Annotated in this window: 31 protein-coding genes; 9 read left to right on the top strand and 22 right to left on the bottom strand. The window is 35.0% G+C overall.

Features of this window, described 5'->3' with window-relative positions:
- Nucleotides 1–3 precede the first annotated feature (3 nt).
- From J4P91_RS26240 to J4P91_RS26200, 10 genes are all read right to left on the bottom strand, one after another.
- Nucleotides 4–459 carry an HNH endonuclease gene (locus J4P91_RS26240; RefSeq protein WP_207996417.1) on the bottom strand — a complete coding sequence of 152 codons (456 nt, stop codon included), beginning with the start codon at nucleotides 457–459 and terminating at the stop codon, nucleotides 4–6.
- 45 nt (nucleotides 460–504) lie between these two features.
- Complete coding sequence (locus J4P91_RS26235; RefSeq protein WP_207996416.1) at nucleotides 505–753, bottom strand: hypothetical protein; 249 nt, start codon at nucleotides 751–753, stop codon at nucleotides 505–507.
- A 184-nt stretch (nucleotides 754–937) separates the two neighbouring features.
- The gene (locus J4P91_RS26230) at nucleotides 938–1621 is read right to left on the bottom strand and encodes an ERF family protein (RefSeq protein WP_207996438.1); all 684 of its coding nucleotides are present in this window, start codon (nucleotides 1619–1621) and stop codon (nucleotides 938–940) included.
- On the bottom strand, nucleotides 1618–2100 hold the full coding sequence (locus tag J4P91_RS26225) for a siphovirus Gp157 family protein (RefSeq protein ID WP_207996415.1): 483 nt from the start codon (nucleotides 2098–2100) through the stop codon (nucleotides 1618–1620). The genes J4P91_RS26230 and J4P91_RS26225 overlap by 4 nt, the downstream gene beginning before the upstream one ends.
- Nucleotides 2101–2112: 12 nt before the next feature.
- Complete coding sequence (locus tag J4P91_RS26220) at nucleotides 2113–2262, bottom strand: hypothetical protein (RefSeq protein WP_207996414.1); 150 nt, start codon at nucleotides 2260–2262, stop codon at nucleotides 2113–2115.
- A 203-nt stretch (nucleotides 2263–2465) separates the two neighbouring features.
- Complete coding sequence (locus J4P91_RS26215) at nucleotides 2466–2663, bottom strand: hypothetical protein (protein ID WP_207996413.1); 198 nt, start codon at nucleotides 2661–2663, stop codon at nucleotides 2466–2468.
- A 20-nt stretch (nucleotides 2664–2683) separates the two neighbouring features.
- Nucleotides 2684–2818: a hypothetical protein gene (locus tag J4P91_RS29510; protein WP_279538717.1), complete on the bottom strand. Its 135-nt coding sequence runs from the start codon at nucleotides 2816–2818 to the stop codon at nucleotides 2684–2686.
- A 109-nt stretch (nucleotides 2819–2927) separates the two neighbouring features.
- Nucleotides 2928–3116, bottom strand: a complete 189-nt coding sequence (locus tag J4P91_RS26210) for a hypothetical protein (RefSeq protein WP_207996412.1) — start codon at nucleotides 3114–3116, stop codon at nucleotides 2928–2930.
- Complete coding sequence (locus J4P91_RS26205) at nucleotides 3113–3844, bottom strand: antA/AntB antirepressor family protein (RefSeq protein ID WP_207996411.1); 732 nt, start codon at nucleotides 3842–3844, stop codon at nucleotides 3113–3115. The genes J4P91_RS26210 and J4P91_RS26205 overlap by 4 nt, the downstream gene beginning before the upstream one ends.
- Before the next feature lie 64 nt (nucleotides 3845–3908).
- Nucleotides 3909–4109 (bottom strand): helix-turn-helix domain-containing protein, encoded by a 201-nt coding sequence (locus tag J4P91_RS26200; RefSeq protein WP_207996410.1) that lies wholly within the window; start codon nucleotides 4107–4109, stop codon nucleotides 3909–3911.
- A 220-nt stretch (nucleotides 4110–4329) separates the two neighbouring features.
- Between J4P91_RS26200 and J4P91_RS26195 the strand changes: the two genes are divergently transcribed.
- On the top strand, nucleotides 4330–4680 hold the full coding sequence (locus J4P91_RS26195) for a helix-turn-helix domain-containing protein (RefSeq protein WP_207996409.1): 351 nt from the start codon (nucleotides 4330–4332) through the stop codon (nucleotides 4678–4680).
- A 5-nt stretch (nucleotides 4681–4685) separates the two neighbouring features.
- Here the strand turns inward: J4P91_RS26195 and J4P91_RS26190 are convergent, their stop codons facing one another.
- From J4P91_RS26190 to J4P91_RS26180, 3 genes are all read right to left on the bottom strand, one after another.
- Complete coding sequence (locus J4P91_RS26190; protein ID WP_207996408.1) at nucleotides 4686–4823, bottom strand: hypothetical protein; 138 nt, start codon at nucleotides 4821–4823, stop codon at nucleotides 4686–4688.
- Nucleotides 4824–4970: 147 nt separating this feature from the next.
- Nucleotides 4971–5114 (bottom strand): hypothetical protein, encoded by a 144-nt coding sequence (locus J4P91_RS26185; protein WP_207996407.1) that lies wholly within the window; start codon nucleotides 5112–5114, stop codon nucleotides 4971–4973.
- Between the two features lie 37 nt (nucleotides 5115–5151).
- Entirely contained in the window at nucleotides 5152–6363 is a 1212-nt protein-coding gene (locus J4P91_RS26180) for an AimR family lysis-lysogeny pheromone receptor (protein ID WP_207996406.1), read from the bottom strand.
- Between the two features lie 472 nt (nucleotides 6364–6835).
- Here J4P91_RS26180 and J4P91_RS26175 point away from each other — a divergent pair, with 472 nt between their 5' ends.
- The 3 genes from J4P91_RS26175 to J4P91_RS26165 all read left to right on the top strand — a co-directional run bounded on the left by J4P91_RS26175 (nucleotide 6836) and on the right by J4P91_RS26165 (nucleotide 8195).
- Entirely contained in the window at nucleotides 6836–7180 is a 345-nt protein-coding gene (locus J4P91_RS26175; protein ID WP_207996405.1) for a helix-turn-helix transcriptional regulator, read from the top strand.
- A 212-nt stretch (nucleotides 7181–7392) separates the two neighbouring features.
- Entirely contained in the window at nucleotides 7393–7698 is a 306-nt protein-coding gene (locus J4P91_RS26170) for a DUF4429 domain-containing protein (protein WP_207996404.1), read from the top strand.
- A gap of 20 nt (nucleotides 7699–7718) precedes the next feature.
- Nucleotides 7719–8195, top strand: coding sequence for a stress protein (locus J4P91_RS26165; RefSeq protein ID WP_207996403.1), 477 nt, complete (start codon nucleotides 7719–7721; stop codon nucleotides 8193–8195).
- Between the two features lie 263 nt (nucleotides 8196–8458).
- On the opposite strand, the gene J4P91_RS26160 is transcribed toward J4P91_RS26165, so the two are convergent.
- Together J4P91_RS26160 and J4P91_RS26155 are read right to left on the bottom strand one after the other, a co-directional pair.
- Nucleotides 8459–8617, bottom strand: coding sequence for a hypothetical protein (locus J4P91_RS26160; protein ID WP_207996402.1), 159 nt, complete (start codon nucleotides 8615–8617; stop codon nucleotides 8459–8461).
- A gap of 34 nt (nucleotides 8618–8651) precedes the next feature.
- A complete protein-coding gene (locus J4P91_RS26155) occupies nucleotides 8652–8993 on the bottom strand; it encodes a hypothetical protein (protein WP_207996401.1) in 342 nt (113 codons plus the stop codon).
- Between the two features lie 1606 nt (nucleotides 8994–10599).
- Between J4P91_RS26155 and J4P91_RS26150 the strand changes: the two genes are divergently transcribed.
- The gene (locus J4P91_RS26150) at nucleotides 10600–11427 is read left to right on the top strand and encodes a ParA family protein (protein ID WP_207996400.1); all 828 of its coding nucleotides are present in this window, start codon (nucleotides 10600–10602) and stop codon (nucleotides 11425–11427) included.
- Entirely contained in the window at nucleotides 11420–11779 is a 360-nt protein-coding gene (locus J4P91_RS26145; protein ID WP_000369031.1) for a hypothetical protein, read from the top strand. The genes J4P91_RS26150 and J4P91_RS26145 overlap by 8 nt, the downstream gene beginning before the upstream one ends.
- A 193-nt stretch (nucleotides 11780–11972) precedes the next feature.
- On the opposite strand, the gene J4P91_RS26140 is transcribed toward J4P91_RS26145, so the two are convergent.
- Nucleotides 11973–12560, bottom strand: a complete 588-nt coding sequence (locus tag J4P91_RS26140) for a DUF3967 domain-containing protein (RefSeq protein ID WP_207996399.1) — start codon at nucleotides 12558–12560, stop codon at nucleotides 11973–11975.
- Between the two features lie 183 nt (nucleotides 12561–12743).
- Between J4P91_RS26140 and J4P91_RS26135 the strand changes: the two genes are divergently transcribed.
- Nucleotides 12744–13610 (top strand): hypothetical protein, encoded by an 867-nt coding sequence (locus tag J4P91_RS26135; protein ID WP_207996398.1) that lies wholly within the window; start codon nucleotides 12744–12746, stop codon nucleotides 13608–13610.
- Between the two features lie 134 nt (nucleotides 13611–13744).
- On the opposite strand, the gene J4P91_RS26130 is transcribed toward J4P91_RS26135, so the two are convergent.
- The 3 genes from J4P91_RS26130 to J4P91_RS26120 are packed head-to-tail and all read right to left on the bottom strand — an operon-like array spanning nucleotide 13745 to nucleotide 16065.
- Nucleotides 13745–14233, bottom strand: coding sequence for a hypothetical protein (locus J4P91_RS26130; protein ID WP_207996397.1), 489 nt, complete (start codon nucleotides 14231–14233; stop codon nucleotides 13745–13747).
- Nucleotides 14234–14252: 19 nt separating this feature from the next.
- The gene (locus J4P91_RS26125; RefSeq protein WP_207996437.1) at nucleotides 14253–14828 is read right to left on the bottom strand and encodes a replication-relaxation family protein; all 576 of its coding nucleotides are present in this window, start codon (nucleotides 14826–14828) and stop codon (nucleotides 14253–14255) included.
- The gene (locus tag J4P91_RS26120; protein WP_207996396.1) at nucleotides 14767–16065 is read right to left on the bottom strand and encodes an FtsK/SpoIIIE domain-containing protein; all 1299 of its coding nucleotides are present in this window, start codon (nucleotides 16063–16065) and stop codon (nucleotides 14767–14769) included. Before J4P91_RS26120 ends, J4P91_RS26125 begins: the two co-directional genes overlap by 62 nt.
- Nucleotides 16066–16346: 281 nt before the next feature.
- Between J4P91_RS26120 and J4P91_RS26115 the strand changes: the two genes are divergently transcribed.
- Both J4P91_RS26115 and J4P91_RS26110 read left to right on the top strand, forming a co-directional pair.
- Complete coding sequence (locus tag J4P91_RS26115; RefSeq protein ID WP_207996395.1) at nucleotides 16347–16586, top strand: helix-turn-helix domain-containing protein; 240 nt, start codon at nucleotides 16347–16349, stop codon at nucleotides 16584–16586.
- Nucleotides 16587–16674: 88 nt separating this feature from the next.
- Nucleotides 16675–17022 (top strand): YolD-like family protein, encoded by a 348-nt coding sequence (locus tag J4P91_RS26110; RefSeq protein ID WP_207996394.1) that lies wholly within the window; start codon nucleotides 16675–16677, stop codon nucleotides 17020–17022.
- Between the two features lie 36 nt (nucleotides 17023–17058).
- Here the strand turns inward: J4P91_RS26110 and J4P91_RS26105 are convergent, their stop codons facing one another.
- The 3 genes from J4P91_RS26105 to J4P91_RS26095 are packed head-to-tail and all read right to left on the bottom strand — an operon-like array spanning nucleotide 17059 to nucleotide 18318.
- Nucleotides 17059–17823: an N-acetylmuramoyl-L-alanine amidase gene (locus tag J4P91_RS26105; protein WP_207996393.1), complete on the bottom strand. Its 765-nt coding sequence runs from the start codon at nucleotides 17821–17823 to the stop codon at nucleotides 17059–17061.
- Nucleotides 17823–18035 carry a hypothetical protein gene (locus tag J4P91_RS26100; protein WP_207996392.1) on the bottom strand — a complete coding sequence of 71 codons (213 nt, stop codon included), beginning with the start codon at nucleotides 18033–18035 and terminating at the stop codon, nucleotides 17823–17825. Before J4P91_RS26100 ends, J4P91_RS26105 begins: the two co-directional genes overlap by 1 nt.
- Before the next feature lies 1 nt (nucleotide 18036).
- Nucleotides 18037–18318 (bottom strand): hypothetical protein, encoded by a 282-nt coding sequence (locus tag J4P91_RS26095; protein ID WP_207996391.1) that lies wholly within the window; start codon nucleotides 18316–18318, stop codon nucleotides 18037–18039.
- Between the last annotated feature and the right edge of the window lie 134 nt (nucleotides 18319–18452).

The following is an 18452-nucleotide window of genomic DNA, read 5'->3' as shown; positions in this document are numbered from 1 at the left end:
GTGTTACCCCTTTCTATGTTCTTCCTTATGACAGTCCTCACATAAAGTGATTCCATTACTTACTTCTAATCGTAAATCTGGATATTTAGCAAAAGGCTTTATATGATGCGCATTTAATGTTCCACCTCTTTGACCGCATTCTTGACAAGTGTAATCATCTCTCTCGAAAACTGCGGTTCTCCAAGCTTTATATTCAGGGCTTTGTCTTTGTTCTTTTTTATTTCTTTCCCAAGGAGCTTTCTTTCCGGTGTAAATTACAATCTTCCCATCCTTAACTGCTGAATTTATATTTGGAATGCATAATCCAATTCCATCAAGGTATTTCCTACTATCTATAAGTCCTTCTTTAAAAGAGCAATCTATACAATATTTGTTTTCTCCTTTTTCCCAGTGACGATCACTCTCTTTGATTTCTTCCCCACACCCCGCGCAATCAAAAATGTAGAAATCAACAAGCATATTACCATTCCGTATTTTGATAACTCTCACCACTCCACACCTGCCTTACTCCGCTTTCTTCCTCATTAGAAATGAATACTCAGTTTTCATATCGTAACCAGAGAAATTGTATCCACCTTTTCCGAAAGATTTATTCCCTTTGTAATCGAAATCCGCACAAATCTTTTCATGTATTTGATACGGTCTAACATGTTCATAACCACGGTTTTCTAAATCTTTAACCCGTCTTAATAACTTACCTAAATGCGTGCCTTTTAGAGGTATTGGTTTCATATAATCTTTGTTCCAACTCATCTCAATCACTCCCGTTCACAAATTGCCATTCCGTTTTTAACTCGCAAAACTTTGTATCCGTCATAACGCTTCATATATCGCAAAATGTTTTGTTTTATCTCTTCCTGATTAGTACCTTTTAAGCACCAACCAGGAAGAACAACATTTGTTTTTGTTTGTTCATTTAAAATAAGGTTTCATCTCCTTATCCTGCTTTGCTGTACTGATTTTCCCAACCGATTAATACCTCAATAGCTTTCGATGCTACTTGTGAACTGATTTCACTAAGATTTTCAACACCTATATTGCCTTTCAATGTATCTTCGATAACTTGCTTATCATTTTTGGTTAGCGCTGCTATGTGCACTATTTTTGCGTGTATCATTTTCATTTGTTTTTCGGAAGCTTTGCCATTACCAGCGTTGTTGTTATTGCCTTGTAGCTTGTTTGGAGCTTGTCCACTGTTACTTCTCTGATTAGGTTTTCCACCTTTCCCATAAGTAGCACTGTTTCCGTCATCATCTTCACCAGTATTAAGGCTAAGGAAAGCCGCTAATGAATATCGTCTTGCGTATGTGATACAACTTCCTACAGCTTGTGGATCGTTTTTAACTGGCTTCATTGTTAGTTCATCGCTTTCTAACCATTCACCACTCTCATGTAAGAGGAGTGTTTTTAACGTTACATTCTGACCGTCACCACTTGGTATTTGCATGATGCTTAATCCATGTTTAGAAAGGATTGGCCTGATTTCATCTATAATCGTGTCTAACGTTGCGTAATTGTTTTTAAAGAAAGGATTGTCTGCATCTTTTGCTATTTTTGTAACTTCTGAATTGAACTTCACTAGTGACTTTGCTAATTCAGCAATCGTTTCACTTCTATTCATCGGATTCTCACGCTCTCTTCCTGTGTTAATGTAATTCCATCCCACTTCATTCCATCTTTAATTGCCGTAAGTAATGCCTTTTTATCAACCTTTGCTGGCTGCGGAATCATGTATTCTGGAGGAATAACTGCATCCAATGCGATATTTAAGCTTGCTGGGTTCTTCTGAATACCGACAGTCACTATCGTTCCTTTAATCCGCTTCATTTCAACTGCTGTCATTTGCTGATACAAGTAATCTTTTAAGTTCTTACAATTGTTTTCTATCGCCTTTCTACGTTCCGCTAGGCGCTTTTCTTCAGCTTTAATTGCATCTACATCAGCTTCAAGATTACGAATCACTAACGCTGTGTTTTGCACTTTATCTTGGATGCTCTCCTCAATCGCTTGTAATGTATCTTCTAATACTGATGGATCTACGCCATCCTCAATCATCATTTGTAGTTGGTTCCAATTACTTGTTAAGTCGTAAAGTTTCATAGTTATATCCTCCTAGAACGGCATTTTGCCATGCGGTTTATTTGTTAAAACTGTGATTACATAGTCAAGATCTAGCTTTTTCACATTGTCACTTTCTTTATCGGACATTTGTTGTAAAGCTTCGACTGCACGTTCTACTTGTTTTTCCAGAACTTCAATCATTTTCTATTCCTCCTCGTTTACTTGGAGAAAACAAATGTGTTATAATATGGGTAAGAGTTTTTAATCATTTGTTTCTCCAAACCGTCCTAGGGGTAGGGCGGTTTTTATTTTGTTTTGATGATATGCGCATCATCATGACCAGAAGCGAGGTGGAGGGGTGTGGGTATCCGCTCCTGATCATGATGACAAGCACAACGCTTGTCTTATTTTGCTTCTTCCGCTTTCTTATCGAACTTCTGTCTAGCATTGAAGTAACCGTGTTTATGTTCCATCACAGCCATTACGAGTACTAATGCCATGATTACTGCTGCTGTAACATGATCTCTTACGTTGCTGAATACCAGGTACATAATCGTTATCCAAAATATTGCGTAAAGAGCGTCATATCGATTGAATTTCATCTCACATTCCCCTTTATTGGTTATTTTGCTAGAATTATATAATGGTACTTCTCGATGACTGCCACACTGTTATGTACACCTCTAGCCTTTAAATCTCGTATCATTGCGATGATTTTCTTTCTTTCGTCTTCATCTCGTTGTTGTTTATTTTCCATCCTGTGACCACCCTGTTCTCTTGTTCCAAACATCGATTCTGTGTATTAGGTATGGTACGATTGTGATTACTGCTCCTAAAACTGCCAAGGAAATTGGATTGTCCATCATTTACATCGCTCCTTCCGAATGATCATGTAATAAATCCAAAGCCATCTCGATTAAAGCTTCTAGATGTTCAGTTCTACTTACGATGCAAGGGAATGTTCCATGTTCATTTGTTAATGTTGCAGAGTATCTATCCCTTCTGTCCGAAAACGTAGATTCTAAGATTTCAATCGCTTCATTTAACTGACTCATGCTGTAGCACTTCCTTTATTAAGAAGCTTGTCTGCTACACGAACCGCATCGGATAGTTGATTTGTCAGTGATAAGTACTGCGGCACCGTCAGTTGCTTTAATCCATGTTTTTCTTTGTAGTTGTTCAACTTCGCTCTCAAGTTTGTTTTGTAGGCTGTGTTATAGGCGTTTCTAAACATTTTCCATGCTTCTTGGAAGTTAACTCCCTCGTTCCAAGCTAAACGCTGAATCATCTTGTTTAATCGTTGTTGTAGATCACCTTCAGTATCGATTGTGTCTAGGCTATTAATACGATGTTGTACTGTTGTGACTTGTTGTTCTAGCTGGATCATCTTTTGTTCTTGTAAAACCATTCTATTTACCGCCATTTGTAAAGCTTGCAATGGAGATGTCGGCTGTTCTTGACGATGACGTTTTTCTACTTTAATGAAGTATTTTCTAATTGCACGTCCCATTTCGTTGTTTTCAACCATCGAAACTTCTTTAGCTGTATCAAGTGTGAGTATGTAGTCTGTAGTTGGACGGCCTCCTGAACTTTTTCCTAAAGTTATGAAAAAGTCTTCATTCTCTACAAAACCATAATTATCAATACGTTTCTTAATCCAATCAGCAAATTTTTGTTTGCTCATAAGGTTTTCATGTAACTCACGAGCATTTACGAATTTCTCGCCGTTTTCATTTTGATAAATCGGAAGCATTTCATTCGCTACAACTTTTAATTTATTCATTTCCTTTCCTCCTTGATGTTCTCAAAAAGTGAACACTTAGTTAAAAATAATAGTTAACTTTTCGTTAACCTTCTACTAATTCATCAACCGTTACTCCATATAATTTAGATAGTAATCCTAATCTATACAGACTGGGTTGCCTTTTGCCAGATTCAAGTTGAGAATAAGCTGACTTAGTTGAATAACCAAGATAATCGCCTACAAACACTTGACTGTAACCATAACTCTTTCGCAACGTTTTGGCTTTTTCTATATTTAATTTCATGTTTATCACCTTTGTTCGTTTCGTTAATTTGATTATAGCAAGTAGTTCACTTTTTGTGAACCCCTAAATTTAATTTTTTTCAAAAATCTTTAAAAAGGTTGTCTTTGAGTGAACTTTTCTGTTACATTTTAAATATATATCTACTATATATTTATTATATATTGGGAATTTCATTAATAATGAATGGTATATGTGATTGTTATAAAAGGGGAGAAAATAAATGAATTACCAACTAATCAGTAAGAGGGTTAAAGAAATAAGGACTGAAATACTTAAAATGAGTCAGTCTGAATTTGTTAATGCACTAGGGTTGAAAAGTAAATCCGCTGTTTCAGCATGGGAAAATGAAAATATTGAAAAGTGTCCTTCTAGAAAGACATCTTTAGATATAGCTAAACTCGCAAATGTTTCTGTATCTTATGTATTAGGTGAATCAGACGAAAAAGATCCTGAAATTGCAGCAAAAGATGAATTAGACGAAGTTATGCTGGATATTAGATCTAAAAATCCAGAAAAACAAAAAGAACTTATAGAATTGATTAGAAATATAATTAAAATATCAGGCGATTGATAGCATCAAATGCTACCGATCGCCTCTTTTATTTTTAAAAGCATTTCGTATGATTCAGCATCGCCGTTATGAGCTGCATTAAAGATGTCTTGTAAGTTATTTTCAATTACCACTAATTCTTGTTCGATTTTATTCTGTTCCATCCTAAAAACCCCCTGTTATTTTCATAGTAGTTTGTGAACATTTCACATTCTTTCTGTTTTTGTTTTTTTAAGGGAAAACAGAAAATCCCCATAACGCACGAAATGCGACCATCTTTTTCAAGACGATCGCATTTCTATAAATGTATTTTACCAGCCTACACCAGGATCAGACATCATAACTACACTTTCTTGTGGTGCAGCTGTTGACTTCTTATCTTTGTCTGTAGCAGGAGAAAATAATAACGCTCCAGCTACTACAAGAGTTGGGATAATAGCTAAAATCTTTTTCATTAGACTTCACCTCTCATATGATTATTATACCATTTTTTCAAATAAGACCCAACTCTTTTTTTGGAAATCTAGCATAAAATAACGAGCTTTTTTCTTCGAATTTTCTAAGGCCTTGCTTGATGATTTCACGGTTTTTTTGAGCCATACCTAAGTACACTAACTCGAATGATGACAAACCTCTATTTTTTATTTCTATATTTGATAAAATTTCAATTGCAGCTTCGAGATTTCCAATTCTAATTTCAAAAAAAGCTCGTTCTCCATCATCCATAACTCCTAATGTATTTAAATCTCTATTGTGATAAATTTTTAAGAATTGTATCGTTTTAATTATAGCGTTTTTCTTTTTTTCCATCTCAGGATTCACGTTATCCTCTAGAATTTCAAGAGATTCATTGAATAGCTTTAAAGATTGTTCATAATCATCGAATATAAATGATTCTGCTTTCAGCCATAAAGCTCTAGCTTTATTTAGTATCAAATGCGGTTCGTTTTCGCACAACTCCAACAGTATATTGCAACGATCTCTAACTTCATCAAGTTGATCGCTTGTCAAATATATAGCAGCTAACCCTTCTTCGATACGAACTTTATAGCATTTTTTTACAAACTTATTTTTGATTCTTGATGCTTTGTTCATTAATTTATTCAATCGTTTATTTAACAATCTATAATCTCCAAGTTGATATGAAGTGTGGCAAAGTAATATGTCAATCAGGATTTTCATTTCAAAATTACTGTTATTCTCCATTTCTTCTTCAAGAGAATCGTAATAATTCATCAAGGTCTCTTTCTTTATCTTTTTCTTTTGAGCTTTTTGACAGATTAATTCATAAACCCGACACCATTCTCTATTTTCTGGTGTATCTGAGTTGTATTCCTTGTTTATTAACATCTTTACTAAATCGAATTCGCCTCTTAATGCCAGGTATTCTAAAGCTTCTCTTAAGTTTTCTGGCTTCGCTACTTTTAAATATTCTTCAAGTAGTTCGCGTCGAAGCAAATGATCTTCATACAACAACACTAATGTCTTAGCCAAGTAACAAAAACTAATTTCTCTTTCTCCGCTAAATACATTAGAAACACCACTGACACTAATACCCCAGCATTTTGACAATTGAGTATACGTTATCTTTTTTGCTGCTAATTCTGTATCTATTTTGCTTAGCAGTTTCTTTAACGTTTTGTCCTTTTGTTTTTTCAACAATGCATTCTTTTCTTCTTTTTGTGCTTTTAAGGCATCATGCATAGTTTTGTCCTCCTTAGTACTGGACAAAAAAGACACGTCAACCCCATTTTTTGACATATAAAGGAAAACGTGTCACTATCACTCTAAGTTGTGTTATAATAGGTATGTACAAGATCCGCGACAATGTTCCCTAGACTGGTTAGGGGGCAGTGTAAGAGTGCTGGTAACACTACTTACACCGTGGGTCTTTTTTACGTCCGTTTTTAGTTATTTTCATAATACCACAAATTTCCCAATATTCGGTCATGCAGTTATCTGACAACTATTGAGAAAGTTAGAAAAACGCTATATTACAACGTTTTTCTAATAAAAAATCTTACAAAAAGAACCCACATGAATATTTTACCACAAAATACGAACGTATGCTCGTTTTCGGTGAAAAATAAAGAAACTTTAACTACCATTTATTAATTATAGGTAGTTAACCGCCCATAAATAGTAGTATAGTTGTTTAGTATTTATACTTTTAATTATGAGACACTTTGGAAATATTCTCAAAAAACTAAGAAAGTCACGTGGCTTAACTCAAGAACAACTTTCCCACAAATTGAACTTGAGTAGAAGTCAAATCAAAAATTGGGAAACCGATCGGTACCAACCTGATATTGATACGTTGGTTAGTATCGCCTCCTTCTTCAATGTTTCAGTAGACGTGCTTATTGGGTTCGAGAACGATTTCAACAAAGAACCCCTACAAGAACTATTATCCGACATTCAAACGACGTATGCGGCGTTAAATGAAAGCCAGAGAGAACGTTTTTGCAAGCAAGTCTCCGTTTTAATTAGGATGCTTGAAGATAACCAAGAAATATTCTGATTTAAGTACATTGTAGAAGAAATGTTTTCCAATGAATAGTGGTAAAATTTTACATAATATTACCATTCTTTCCAAACGGGAGCTTCGGCTCTCTTTTTTTATTTCTTTCGACAAAATATGACAAAATAGTTGTAACTGAATTTGTTATGATGGTTTCGGAAATCTTACATTTTTATATATTCACACTTAAAAACATAGAGGTGACAGGGTAAATGCGAGAATTTAAAGCGTACAACGGCACTTTATTAATTGATGATGAAAAAATTGTCATTAAACCTTCTAAAATTATGGGCATTAGTAAAAGAGTTATGGAGATATACTTCGAAGATATTAAAAAAGTACAGTTTGAAAAGCCGAAATTATTAACTAATGGTTATTTACGATTCGAATTGATTAGTAGATCTGGTACTAAGAAAACTAAATTCGAAGTAACACAAGAAGAAAATGCTGTATTTTTCACTAAAAAACAGATGAAGGATATGGAAGAGGCTAAAAAAATAATTGAAAGTCATTTGTAATAAAAAAGGAGATTGTAAACATGGAAGAATCCTTACGAAATAAGAAAATTATTGAATATATTTGTTGGGGCCTTGGAACCGTCATAGGAGCTGCGATTATATTTTTCGCATTACTCTGGGTTATAGGTGGAAAAGCACCAACAACAGTTTTCAAAACAGTAACAGTTGATGAAATTATAACGGAGTTTAATAAAGCAGGATTAGAAGCACAAGACCCTACTAATTTACCACAAAAAGAATTTGGTAACATTCGTGAAGAGGGAAAACGAATCATTGTACCAGCTTTAGGTGAAGATCAAGGAGGACGCATTTACAAATTCAAAAGCCAAAAAGACCTGGAAAAAGCGAAAACTTACTATGATGAACTAGGCAACTCTGCACCTATGCTTTATTCACATACATATGCTAAAGGGAAATTCTTATTGCAAATGAGTGGTAAGATGAAAGATGAAGAATTTGATCAATACAAAGTAGTTATGGATAACATCATAAAGTAAGTAGTAATAAAAAAAGCACATGAAACGGGGATAACATGTGCAAGAAAATAATAATTTAGGTAACTTAACCATAACATAAAAGCTCCTATATATGGGGCTTTTTCTTTTTTCTCAATAAGCAATATAGATAAATATGGTAAAATGTAAATTGGATGGGAGTCCATATACATATTATTAAAATTAAGATGGTTCAAGTCGAAGGAAGGCACCTTAGGGTGTCTTTTCTTTATAAAAAAATCCCCACATAAAATGCAAAGACTTAATCACATCAAATCTTCAATCATAGGATCGTCATCGTAGCAAAGAGAACCATCAATTTTCTTCTTACAGTCATCGCAATAATCCCAAGTTCCAATACCGTCCCACTCAGAATACACACCACTACTATTTTCACAACTACAATACTCTTCATCCTTATACATAAAATAATCACCTCAAAAATATAATTTCTCAAAACTAATTATTTGCTTTCCATACAAACCTCTTCATTAATGGAACAATATTTTTCTTCATTCTCTTACCATTTTTAGTTAAGTACACATATTCTGTATTAGCATTCTGCACTCTCGTTATGTTGTAATATCTGTTACCTCTTAGTTCCCTTACAGTTCCTTGATTACTAATATCGCATTTCTGATCATAACCTATAATCGGATACCACTTATCACCATGGGATCTATCACTACAAACTTTACATAGATAACTTTTTTCTTCTCTACCACTTCTAAATTTAGTATAGCTATAAAGGTAAAAATCATCTTCGTCTTTCTCTACCTTACACCAAAAACAACGCTCCAAAAAATCACTCCCTCTTTATAATAAACGGATTTATAAAAATAGGATAACACCCAACCACCAATTTTTGTTGAAGAGAAAGATTATATGTTAAAATAAATTTCACGTACTATATCTGATTGATAAAACCAATTTTGGAAATAGGGTACATTCTAACCATCCGTCCCCTTACCCTCTAACCAAGTAAGTTATAATTCCCTTATTAATTCCTCTATCTTAGTGAGTAATTTCCCCAGGTCTTATACAATCTCATAATTTTCATCTGTTCTTCGTAGTTAGCCTTGACTGAAGGTTTTGACGGTTTTTATCATGTGGGAACGGTTAAGGAACACGGCTGGCAGGCAGATTTATCCCCTATTTCGAAAGACTACAAAAAAGTAATCGATCAAAATAGATGGATAAGCGTCTTTGTTTTTGCCATGCGGTCACTTATAAGGTATCCGTATGTATAGACCCTGTTCACTCAGCGATTTTCACCGCATACATCCTTTTTCTATGGCTTGTCCTTGCAATATCGTCCCTACACGACAAACTGAATGTACTCCCTAGCACCGTGATGCTAACGATAACCACCCGAACCTTTTAGAGAATCGTCCCTGGGCAAGTTCTCGCCCTCCCTCACCAGAAGAACAGGATTCCAGTGAGGGGTGCTGTTTTTGTAGGCGTATACTCTGTACCCCCTGCACGACCAACAGCCAGCCACGCCGTAACACGTTCCCGCTAAATAAATGTATGCAGCACGGAATTACGGCTTATCAGTTTTTATTTACGTGGTATCAGGCAATTCCACGCGAACAAAAAAACAAAAAGGCATCTCCAATTCCTAAATGGCTTGTACATTCACAAGACTTCTAGGTTTAGAGATGCCCGCTATATATCTTTTGGACTACAAAATAATCAAAACTAGTATTTACTAGTTGATATTTATCCAAACAATAGATAAAATGGGTATATCAAAGAAGCCTCGTGAAAAGGCATAGTTGTTTAAGATAGTGGTGGTACACTACTTAAACGTAAATACTGTGGTTCAATACAGTTCATTCTAGTAAGTGTTGGTTGCAATTACTAGAACTGAGTCATTCCCGCTAATGGTTGGCGCCAATAGCATATGGGAGTGGCTTTTTGTTTTGTGTTCATATTCAATTGTTTTGCTCGATCTTCATTTATGTAAAATATCAAATTATGTTTTGTTTTGTAGAATGATGCTTGTTGTGTACTACGTTACAACAAGCTTTTTTGTTTGTAAATGCCCCTATAAGCCTGTAATATTTCGCTCTATATAAAATCCGAATTTCATTTTTATACTTTTATAAATTTATACTTTTATAAAAACCTAGTTTTTCAAAAAGAGAATGATATTTTTATTATAAAATTATATTTTTATAAATTTATAATTTTATATTTTTATAAAAAATGAACTAATTAAGCTTGATATTACAGTGTTTTTAAAATCAATTATTTTAGCCATCGAGTACTTGTAAATGAATAGTAAACTATTTATAAAAGTATAAAAGTATAATTTTATACTTTACCGTAGGTTTGTTGTGGTATAAAATCAAATTATAAATTTATAAAAGTATAAAAAAACTTTTTTACGAGGTGACGGAAAATGTGCAAGGTTATCACAACGGGGAACTTCAAAGGTGGAGTCGGAAAGACTACCAACGCTGTAATGTTAGCTTATACATTCGCGAAACATGGAAAGAAAACTTTATTAGTAGATTTAGATCCGCAAGCAAATGCAACTGATTTACTATTTAACACAATGAAAAAAGTTCATTCAATTGAACCGGAATTTAAAAGAACATTAGCTATGGCTCTTATAGATGCGAACTTACAAAGCGCACTGATTAATGTATTACCTAACTTAGACTTACTTCCTTCTTACGAGGATTTACAAACATATGAAAAGTTCTTATTTAGAAATTTCGAGGATGACTTCTCACAAGATACTTATTTCGCAAAACAGTTAAGTACAATCAAAGAAAATTATGATTACATTTTTATTGATGTGCCACCACAATTAAATAAATTCGCAGACAGCGCCTTAGTCGCTAGTGACTATGTAATGGTTATTTTACAAACACAAGAAAGATCATTAAAAGGCGCTCAGAAATACGTTGAACATGTATTTTCGTTAGCAGATGATTACAATTTACCATTAGAAATTATCGGGGCATTACCTGTACTAATGCAAAACGGAAATGAAATCGACAAAGATATTCTTCAAGAAGCCGAAGAGATTTTTGGTAAAGCCAATGTATTCAGTAACATCATTAAACAGATGGCACGTTTAAAGAGATTTGATAGAACGGGAATCACTTATAATCTGAAAGATGTTCATGATAAAAACGTTCATACTGTATACCAAAATATTGCGGGTGAAGTTGAAAAAAGAATCGAGATTTTGGAAGGAATGACAACGGTAAATGGATAACAAATTGAATATAGACAAAGAACAACTTGGTATGAGAAGAAAGAAAACTGAAGGATCAGTAACCTTTACACCCGAAAGCAAAGAAAATCAGGAACGTAGTTTTCCTGACGATGATAAGCTCTTTGAAAAACCAAAGAGAAAACTTACTACGAAAGAGTTACCAAAATCTTTCCGCGTCTCATTAGAAACGCATACGGCAATATCCACACTGGCTACAATTGAAGATATGAAAATTTATGAAGTTATAAATATGTTAATCGAAGAGAAAGTTGCTTCGTTGCCTGCACCAAAACAAAAGTTAGTGAAAAATGCTGTAAAACAAGTGCTTGAAGTAAAGAAAAGTCGAGAATAGGAATAAAGTTAAACTTTATTCCTATCTAAATAAGTACGTTTATAATTTTATAAAATTATAAAGTTATAAAATTATACTTTTATAAAAAATAAAAGGTATTACCATCAACATACAACACTTACCAATGACATAATCTATGTAAGAAAATAAGCCCTACAATGATAGGGCTACTCGTTTATAAGTGATTACATTTTCACCAAAACTTCCACCACGGCTTCTTCTCTTTTGCTGCAGCAACCTCATTCCGAAATTCCTGCATCATTCTCTTCGTTTCTTGCATCTCACGCAATGTCTTCATAAGCGTCTCATCTCGTGCTTCCAATCGTTTTTCAACTCGTTCATTATGCGATTCTATACTCGCTTTGATTTCTTCATTATTCTGCTTCGCCTGCTCACTTAATCGCTTCTCCATTGCTAACATACTTTGATTCATTTCCTGTGCCATAACGCTGTATTGTTGCTGTAATTGCTGTTTAATGTGGAATGGAACTAAATCCGTTTCCGCAGCTTCTTCTTGAATCAGATCCGGATTAACTTTTTCTATTTGCTGCGCAATCATCTTCGCTGCCTTCTCTAGCGTCATACCGTCATGCTTACTTAGCTCAATTAACTTCTCAATCACCATAACGTCATGCTCTGTGTATTGGCGTCTGCCACGATTATCTTTCTTCACTGCGAATCCTTCACGCAATAATACTTCATTGTACTTTCTAAGGGTGCTATCACTTATTCCTAGTCGTTTGTATACTTCACTAGCAGAATAAACAATTTCGTCCGTCATAGCGTCACAACACCTCCTAGTGAGAGTATTCAATGATGGATGAGAAATTCCTGCAAAGGAAAAACGTTGGTAAAAATTCTGGTGGATAGTCTCCACGTAATGGTTATATTTCCTATTATGTTATAATTAAAATATAGAAAATAAACATGGCTTTTTACAAAAAAGAGATAAGGAGAGAATTTCATGGCAGTATCAGGGGAATGCGCTTTATGTAAAAAAGAGTCTGAATTAAAACTTAGTCATATTATTCCTAAGTTTGTGTTTCGAGCATTAAAAAGAGATTCCTTTACAGGCAGACTAAGACTATCTTCCGAACCAAACCAAGCAATACAAGATGGCGAAAAAATGCATCTTTTATGCGGAGAATGCGAGCAAATATTCAGTGACTCAGAAAGAAAATTTTCTAACGACATATATTTACCGTTTAAAAACGACGGTTTTAACAGTGTATTAAAGTATGATGGGGATTGGTTATGCAGATTTATAACTTCAGTTAATTGGCGCATTCTTTATTTAGATATTAATTGGTTTGAAGAAGACCCTAATCGTATTGATGCTACAAGACTTTCTTTACTGAAGAAAACCGAAAAGATAATGCGAGATTACCTTTTAAAAAGACGCATGAATATTGATTATATAGAAAATCACATATTTTTCTTTGATACAGTTGAAGAAGCGGTTGGTGTTAAAACTCCTCACGCAACTATGCAGGGAAGTGTTTTTGGATATAGTGTAGGTAAAGATGATGATTATTATGTGTTTACTAATTTGGCAGGGATTTGGATTGTAACCATTATAAAAAAACACCCTAAAGAAAAATGGTACAATACATTTGTTAAAAATGAACCAGGTCGATTAAAACCGCCTCAACAAATAGAAAGCCCTCTTACTTCAGAAATCGAACATATAGAAGGGCTAAGAGATAAATATAAAGAAGGTTTATCAGAAAAACAGCGGAAACAAATAGAAGACAAGATATTAAACGATGTCGAAGGCTTTATGAAGAGTGGAAGTTTTAAGAGAATTATGATGGATTTAAATTTAAAATAGGCCCTGTTTATACAGGGCTTTTGATTCTATATTGTATATTAAATTCATAACATAGATATTGCCTGTTACCCTTGCAACTCTTCTCGTAAACTAATTTACGATTGGGTGTATGTTTAGTTAGAGAAGAGTTGCATTTATATCGCTTTAGCTATTTCAACAAGCAGCCTCATAAACAGTGGAATCATTTGGACTACAATATAGCCAATCCCTGCACGACTTATAAGACTAAATCCGCGTTCCTGGCTGCCAACCATAATGAATAATCCACCGCATAGCGCCACAACAGATGCAATAGGATACGATACTGCTTTGATTAGGAATATAACAGGTTCAAATGCATTTACAATACGATTGTATAGTTGACCATCTATATAGTTTTTGATTCTCCCATCAGATGATTGAGCATCTTTAAATACTTCACTTGAGTCCACATCTGGACCTGCAGCAAATCCGTGCGGAATATCTATGATATTGCTGAATATAATAGCACTACCGATTACTAATGATACGCGCACTGCAACAGGTGCGTATTTTTTTGCTTTCTTTTTGAACAAACTCCATTTTTTCTTTGCTCCATAGTTACCATCCATAAAATCTTTGATGCTCATTGTCTCAGTTGCCATATGGACCATCTCCCTGTTTTTAATGGAAATCAGTAACTGTGAATATGTTACAATCCAAACCTTCGCAAAGCTTCTGCAATTGCTTTCTGCGGTATTCTGTACATGTGTACCATATAAATTTAGGTGGTTTCTCGAATACATTGCAGTCAATTAACTTTCTGTATTTCTGCATCTTCACACGGTTTGCACTCATTTTCTGCTCATGATCTATCTCTACAATGTGATAACGGCCGCCATCAGAGAATAAAGCATCTGCAATTATAGAGACGACACCTTTTACATTCATTTTTACCTCCTGTTTCCATGTATTGGGGCATTCGTAGGCAATATAGATATCGTTCCGCATAATATAGTGCCTAAACTGGTTAGAACGTTTGAGAACCTTCTTGCTTCCAATACGATCACGCCCTTCCTTGTTGAGGTAATAAACTTTTTCACCAAATCGAAAACTAGATACATATTCTTCAATGTCTTTCATAACACGGGATGCGTTTCTATCCCCACCCAAATCATGAAGTATCTGTATTTGTTTTCTAGTCAAAAATCCCAATCTCTTCAAGCTCGAGAGAATGCTTTCTAAGCGTTGTTCCTTCATTGCTAACTTTTGCATCTTCATTCTCCTTTCTTGCTCTTATATTGATGTGTGGCTTTATGATGTTATCGATTTTCTTGTTGTCGATGTATACGGTTTGTAATACCTTCTTTTCATTAGTTTGATATATTGCTCTACCTTTAATGTTAGGAAGAGTCTCAGCGCCTCCTTCATCCAATACAGCACGGCTCCCGGCTTCGGTTTGTAATCTAAAACAAACACGAGCACCAATGTTTTGCCGGAGCTGCGATGGCAAGGCTTCATTCGTTGGATACTGAGTTGCATATACCAAGCGAAACCCTGCTGCCCTGCCTCGTCTTCCTATATCAACAATGATTTCCTTGCACTCCTGGTATGGCGTCATGTCGGCAGCTTCATCTACAATGACAAAGTATCGCACTGGATCCCCTTCTTCTTTTATATCTTCGTATCCTTTTTCTAGTAAGTATTCGTTTCTCTCATTCAGTTTAGTTTGCAATTCTCTTAGAGTTTCAAGGGCTTCGTCAGGGTTTTTCGCAATTGATTCGACTTGATTTAGGAATCTGTATCGGTTGAAAGATAGACCACCCTTTAAATCAATAAGGAATAGCTTTGTATTATCTGGTTGATTACGAATAAGGGATGTAATGATAAGCTTAAGTACATTCGATTTTCCCATATCTGTCATTCCTGCTGAGATCATGTGAGCAATCTTATCGAAATCATGTTTTACTAAGCCATCTCGTGTATATCCAATCGGAACTTCCCATCCCCTGCATTGCTTCATCATGTCTTCTTCAAACTTCACGAAATCAGGAATCCCCTTCTCGTAAACTCGTATTTTCAATAACCCATCATAAGAGAGCTCTATTTCCTTTCTAACGCATTTCTTTTTGCTTATGATGTTTTGTATTTGTTTTAAGAAATCTTTTCGTATGCGGAGAGATTTGAAGTCTGATATCTTAAAATCATAAACTTTGCTCTTATGGTTTAATCCGTCCTCTAAATGCTGCATCTTTTGTTTGAAATCGGAGAAACTAAGACCAAGAGGAATCCTGTACGCATATTCCACACCCCACTCGTTTCTTGTCTTACGAAGCAGCTGTATTGTTTTGGTGTCCTTGCCTTCTTTCACTTTCAAACCACAGTTAGCGCAAATTCTTTGGATTTTAGCAGCATCATTTGTTGCACCTTTTTGATGCATTTTCGAGAAAATAATTGCACCACCGACCGCAACAGAACTGACTATCTCGAAAACCATGAGCACCACCACCTCCTTTTAGTATTCTCATAGAGAATAGTCCCTGAAGATTAGAAGAGATAAATATGGTTATGAATCTTTGAAAATAGTAACCTACCGATGTCTGAAGTATCATTCTGTGAAAGAATTCTATTTAGAATAGGTGAAACGAAGTTTTAAAAGGCTATTAGATTAGCACTGAGTTTCGCAATTTGTTAGGTATGGTAAAAGGTATTGTGTACTGTTTGACCTTTATGTCAGTTTTTTTATCTAGTTTAAAAAAATGACGAAAAGGGCAAGCTATGTTTGAGGTGGTAAAGGTGTTTGGATTAGGTAAAAAACGTAGTAGGTTCGGTCGTTGGTTAGACAAACAAGGAATCACACAAGGGGAATTAGAGAAAGCAGCGAAATTAAGCAGGGGAACTATTTCTAAGGTGTGCAACGATAAAACATATATACCTAAGTTTTCTACGATTACTCAAATAACAAGAGGTTTGAAAAAGTTAGGGAAAAACATAAAAGAAGATGATTTTTGGATGTAGCTTCGTGAAAACGGGGCTGTTTTTATACTTTTAAAAGAACGTACGTTCGCGTATAATAAGAACAAACAACACGAATTGAGGGATAAATATGGAAAACTGGGGAGTTCCTAAAGTTAGATGTCGTGGCATGGTAAAATGGCAGCCGTTCGCGAGTATGCCAGAGCAATATGAGGGAATAAATCGAATACTTGAGGAACAATATAAGGTCCCAAAACCATTTTTGACTGATGATACAAAGGAACGGATTGAAAGAGCATTAAACGAATCTCTACAGCAAAGCAGCGAAATACTTGTTTCATACTACAGAGATGGATATATACATGAGGATTACATAACAATAACGAATATAGATGTACAAACGAAAACAATTGGATGTACAGATGCTTTTGGATTAAATTCGAAATTTAAAATTGATGAATTTGTGGATGTAAAATAAAAAAAGAGCCGCCCAATTAAGGGCGGTTTTAAAAATTTACTGTTTAATATATTCGTACCACCAGTTTCTCTCATCCATCCAAGCTGTAATCTTATCAAGTTCACCGTTCGACAATACTTCAGTTTGTAAGTATGCTAGACCAGTTAATGGATCTGAAACTACTTTCCCTTTAGTACCACGAGCGTTCATAGCATTTAGAACTTCTTGAACCATCGAAATACCGAAACCTCCTGACTTAACGTATTGATAACCGCCATTGTTACTTCCAGAATTATTAGAACCACCAGAAACAGTTTGTCCTGTTAGAGCATACACAATTGAGTTAGCGATTTTATCAACATCCCATTTTGCCATATCAGATTCGTTATCGATGAATCCTAATTCGATAAGAATAGCTGGTGCTTTAGTCCCTTTCAATACAGCTAAATCCGTACGTTGTTTTGCTCCTCGGTCACGCCATCCGATATCTTTGGCTAACTGAGCTGAAACTTTAGCAGCTAAATCCTTTTGATCATAATAAAGAACTTCTACACCGTGCCCATTACCATCACTTGCGTTTAGATGATAAGAGATAACTAAATCCACATCATGAGAATTACAATTTGCAACGATGTTATTTAAATTCTGAGCTTGAGTTCTTCCTACCTCATCTGTATCGTCATAGACTGTATGGCCTAACGCTCTTAACTTAGCTGTTACAGCATCCTTTACTAGTCTGTCCATGATGTGCTCTTTACGACCACCATAATTTGCACCTTGTACGAACTCATTATGACCACCGTGATTACTATACCTTGCCATTACTCAACATCTCCTTTTGGATTTTCATCATGATCTGACCAAATACCAAGCGCAATACCAAACAGATAAACTGCTTGTTGTACTTTTTCTAAATTCCCCTCAAACCCAGTGATTCCAAAAGCTGATAAAACTAATCCAAAGCATGAAAAAAGCGCAACCCATGTTTTCCAGTTGCGGAATCGTTTTTTGATATTTTCTTTTTCAATTTTCATTTTAGTTACCTTCCTTTTCTAAGTTATCAAGACGCTTGTGCGCTTGTTTAGAACTTTCTTCAACCCTTGTGACTCGTTCGCCAAGTGCAGCCATTTGCTTTTCGTTCGCTTTTAAATCAATTCGAATGTCATCAACCCCTTTACGGATGTATCCTAATTCAGCCTTCATTTCTGCACTTTGTTGTCCATCAGATTTCAATGATTTTGATTTATTGAGTGAATATGCAAAATAGCTAATAGCTAATGATGCTATCGCAATAAGTAATCCAATTTCAATTGACATTGATTCAACTCCTTTCAAATTAAAAAGAGGAGCTAATTTGCCCCTCTTAATCTACAAAAGCCGTATTTTGTACAGTTTTAAATTACTTTTCGAATCTCTGCTCTGCCAAACTTAATTGTCCCTATGAAATCAAA

The sequence above is a fragment of the Bacillus sp. XF8 genome (assembly GCF_017498755.1).
GTDB classification, from domain to species: domain Bacteria; phylum Bacillota; class Bacilli; order Bacillales; family Bacillaceae_G; genus Bacillus_A; species Bacillus_A bingmayongensis.
The sequence above is the reverse complement of the archived record's forward strand: the minus strand, read 5'-3'. Positions and strand labels throughout refer to the sequence as shown.

Excerpts from the sequence above, each read along its gene's own strand:
- J4P91_RS26240 (WP_207996417.1), bottom strand. The coding sequence starts at position 459 with ATGCTTGTTGATTTCTACATTTTTGATTGCGCGGGGTGTGGGGAAGAA.
- J4P91_RS26235 (WP_207996416.1), bottom strand. The coding sequence starts at position 753 with ATGAGTTGGAACAAAGATTATATGAAACCAATACCTCTAAAAGGCACG.
- J4P91_RS26230 (WP_207996438.1), bottom strand. The coding sequence starts at position 1,621 with ATGAATAGAAGTGAAACGATTGCTGAATTAGCAAAGTCACTAGTGAAG.
- J4P91_RS26225 (WP_207996415.1), bottom strand. The coding sequence starts at position 2,100 with ATGAAACTTTACGACTTAACAAGTAATTGGAACCAACTACAAATGATG.
- J4P91_RS26220 (WP_207996414.1), bottom strand. The coding sequence starts at position 2,262 with ATGATTGAAGTTCTGGAAAAACAAGTAGAACGTGCAGTCGAAGCTTTA.
- J4P91_RS26215 (WP_207996413.1), bottom strand. The coding sequence starts at position 2,663 with ATGAAATTCAATCGATATGACGCTCTTTACGCAATATTTTGGATAACG.
- J4P91_RS29510 (WP_279538717.1), bottom strand. The coding sequence starts at position 2,818 with ATGGAAAATAAACAACAACGAGATGAAGACGAAAGAAAGAAAATCATC.
- J4P91_RS26210 (WP_207996412.1), bottom strand. The coding sequence starts at position 3,116 with ATGAGTCAGTTAAATGAAGCGATTGAAATCTTAGAATCTACGTTTTCG.
- J4P91_RS26205 (WP_207996411.1), bottom strand. The coding sequence starts at position 3,844 with ATGAATAAATTAAAAGTTGTAGCGAATGAAATGCTTCCGATTTATCAA.
- J4P91_RS26200 (WP_207996410.1), bottom strand. The coding sequence starts at position 4,109 with ATGAAATTAAATATAGAAAAAGCCAAAACGTTGCGAAAGAGTTATGGT.
- J4P91_RS26195 (WP_207996409.1), top strand. The coding sequence starts at position 4,330 with ATGAATTACCAACTAATCAGTAAGAGGGTTAAAGAAATAAGGACTGAA.
- J4P91_RS26190 (WP_207996408.1), bottom strand. The coding sequence starts at position 4,823 with ATGGAACAGAATAAAATCGAACAAGAATTAGTGGTAATTGAAAATAAC.
- J4P91_RS26185 (WP_207996407.1), bottom strand. The coding sequence starts at position 5,114 with ATGAAAAAGATTTTAGCTATTATCCCAACTCTTGTAGTAGCTGGAGCG.
- J4P91_RS26180 (WP_207996406.1), bottom strand. The coding sequence starts at position 6,363 with ATGCATGATGCCTTAAAAGCACAAAAAGAAGAAAAGAATGCATTGTTG.
- J4P91_RS26175 (WP_207996405.1), top strand. The coding sequence starts at position 6,836 with ATGAGACACTTTGGAAATATTCTCAAAAAACTAAGAAAGTCACGTGGC.
- J4P91_RS26170 (WP_207996404.1), top strand. The coding sequence starts at position 7,393 with ATGCGAGAATTTAAAGCGTACAACGGCACTTTATTAATTGATGATGAA.
- J4P91_RS26165 (WP_207996403.1), top strand. The coding sequence starts at position 7,719 with ATGGAAGAATCCTTACGAAATAAGAAAATTATTGAATATATTTGTTGG.
- J4P91_RS26160 (WP_207996402.1), bottom strand. The coding sequence starts at position 8,617 with ATGTATAAGGATGAAGAGTATTGTAGTTGTGAAAATAGTAGTGGTGTG.
- J4P91_RS26150 (WP_207996400.1), top strand. The coding sequence starts at position 10,600 with ATGTGCAAGGTTATCACAACGGGGAACTTCAAAGGTGGAGTCGGAAAG.
- J4P91_RS26145 (WP_000369031.1), top strand. The coding sequence starts at position 11,420 with ATGGATAACAAATTGAATATAGACAAAGAACAACTTGGTATGAGAAGA.
- J4P91_RS26140 (WP_207996399.1), bottom strand. The coding sequence starts at position 12,560 with ATGACGGACGAAATTGTTTATTCTGCTAGTGAAGTATACAAACGACTA.
- J4P91_RS26135 (WP_207996398.1), top strand. The coding sequence starts at position 12,744 with ATGGCAGTATCAGGGGAATGCGCTTTATGTAAAAAAGAGTCTGAATTA.
- J4P91_RS26130 (WP_207996397.1), bottom strand. The coding sequence starts at position 14,233 with ATGGCAACTGAGACAATGAGCATCAAAGATTTTATGGATGGTAACTAT.
- J4P91_RS26125 (WP_207996437.1), bottom strand. The coding sequence starts at position 14,828 with ATGAAGGAACAACGCTTAGAAAGCATTCTCTCGAGCTTGAAGAGATTG.
- J4P91_RS26120 (WP_207996396.1), bottom strand. The coding sequence starts at position 16,065 with ATGGTTTTCGAGATAGTCAGTTCTGTTGCGGTCGGTGGTGCAATTATT.
- J4P91_RS26115 (WP_207996395.1), top strand. The coding sequence starts at position 16,347 with ATGTTTGAGGTGGTAAAGGTGTTTGGATTAGGTAAAAAACGTAGTAGG.
- J4P91_RS26110 (WP_207996394.1), top strand. The coding sequence starts at position 16,675 with ATGGAAAACTGGGGAGTTCCTAAAGTTAGATGTCGTGGCATGGTAAAA.
- J4P91_RS26105 (WP_207996393.1), bottom strand. The coding sequence starts at position 17,823 with ATGGCAAGGTATAGTAATCACGGTGGTCATAATGAGTTCGTACAAGGT.
- J4P91_RS26100 (WP_207996392.1), bottom strand. The coding sequence starts at position 18,035 with ATGAAAATTGAAAAAGAAAATATCAAAAAACGATTCCGCAACTGGAAA.
- J4P91_RS26095 (WP_207996391.1), bottom strand. The coding sequence starts at position 18,318 with ATGTCAATTGAAATTGGATTACTTATTGCGATAGCATCATTAGCTATT.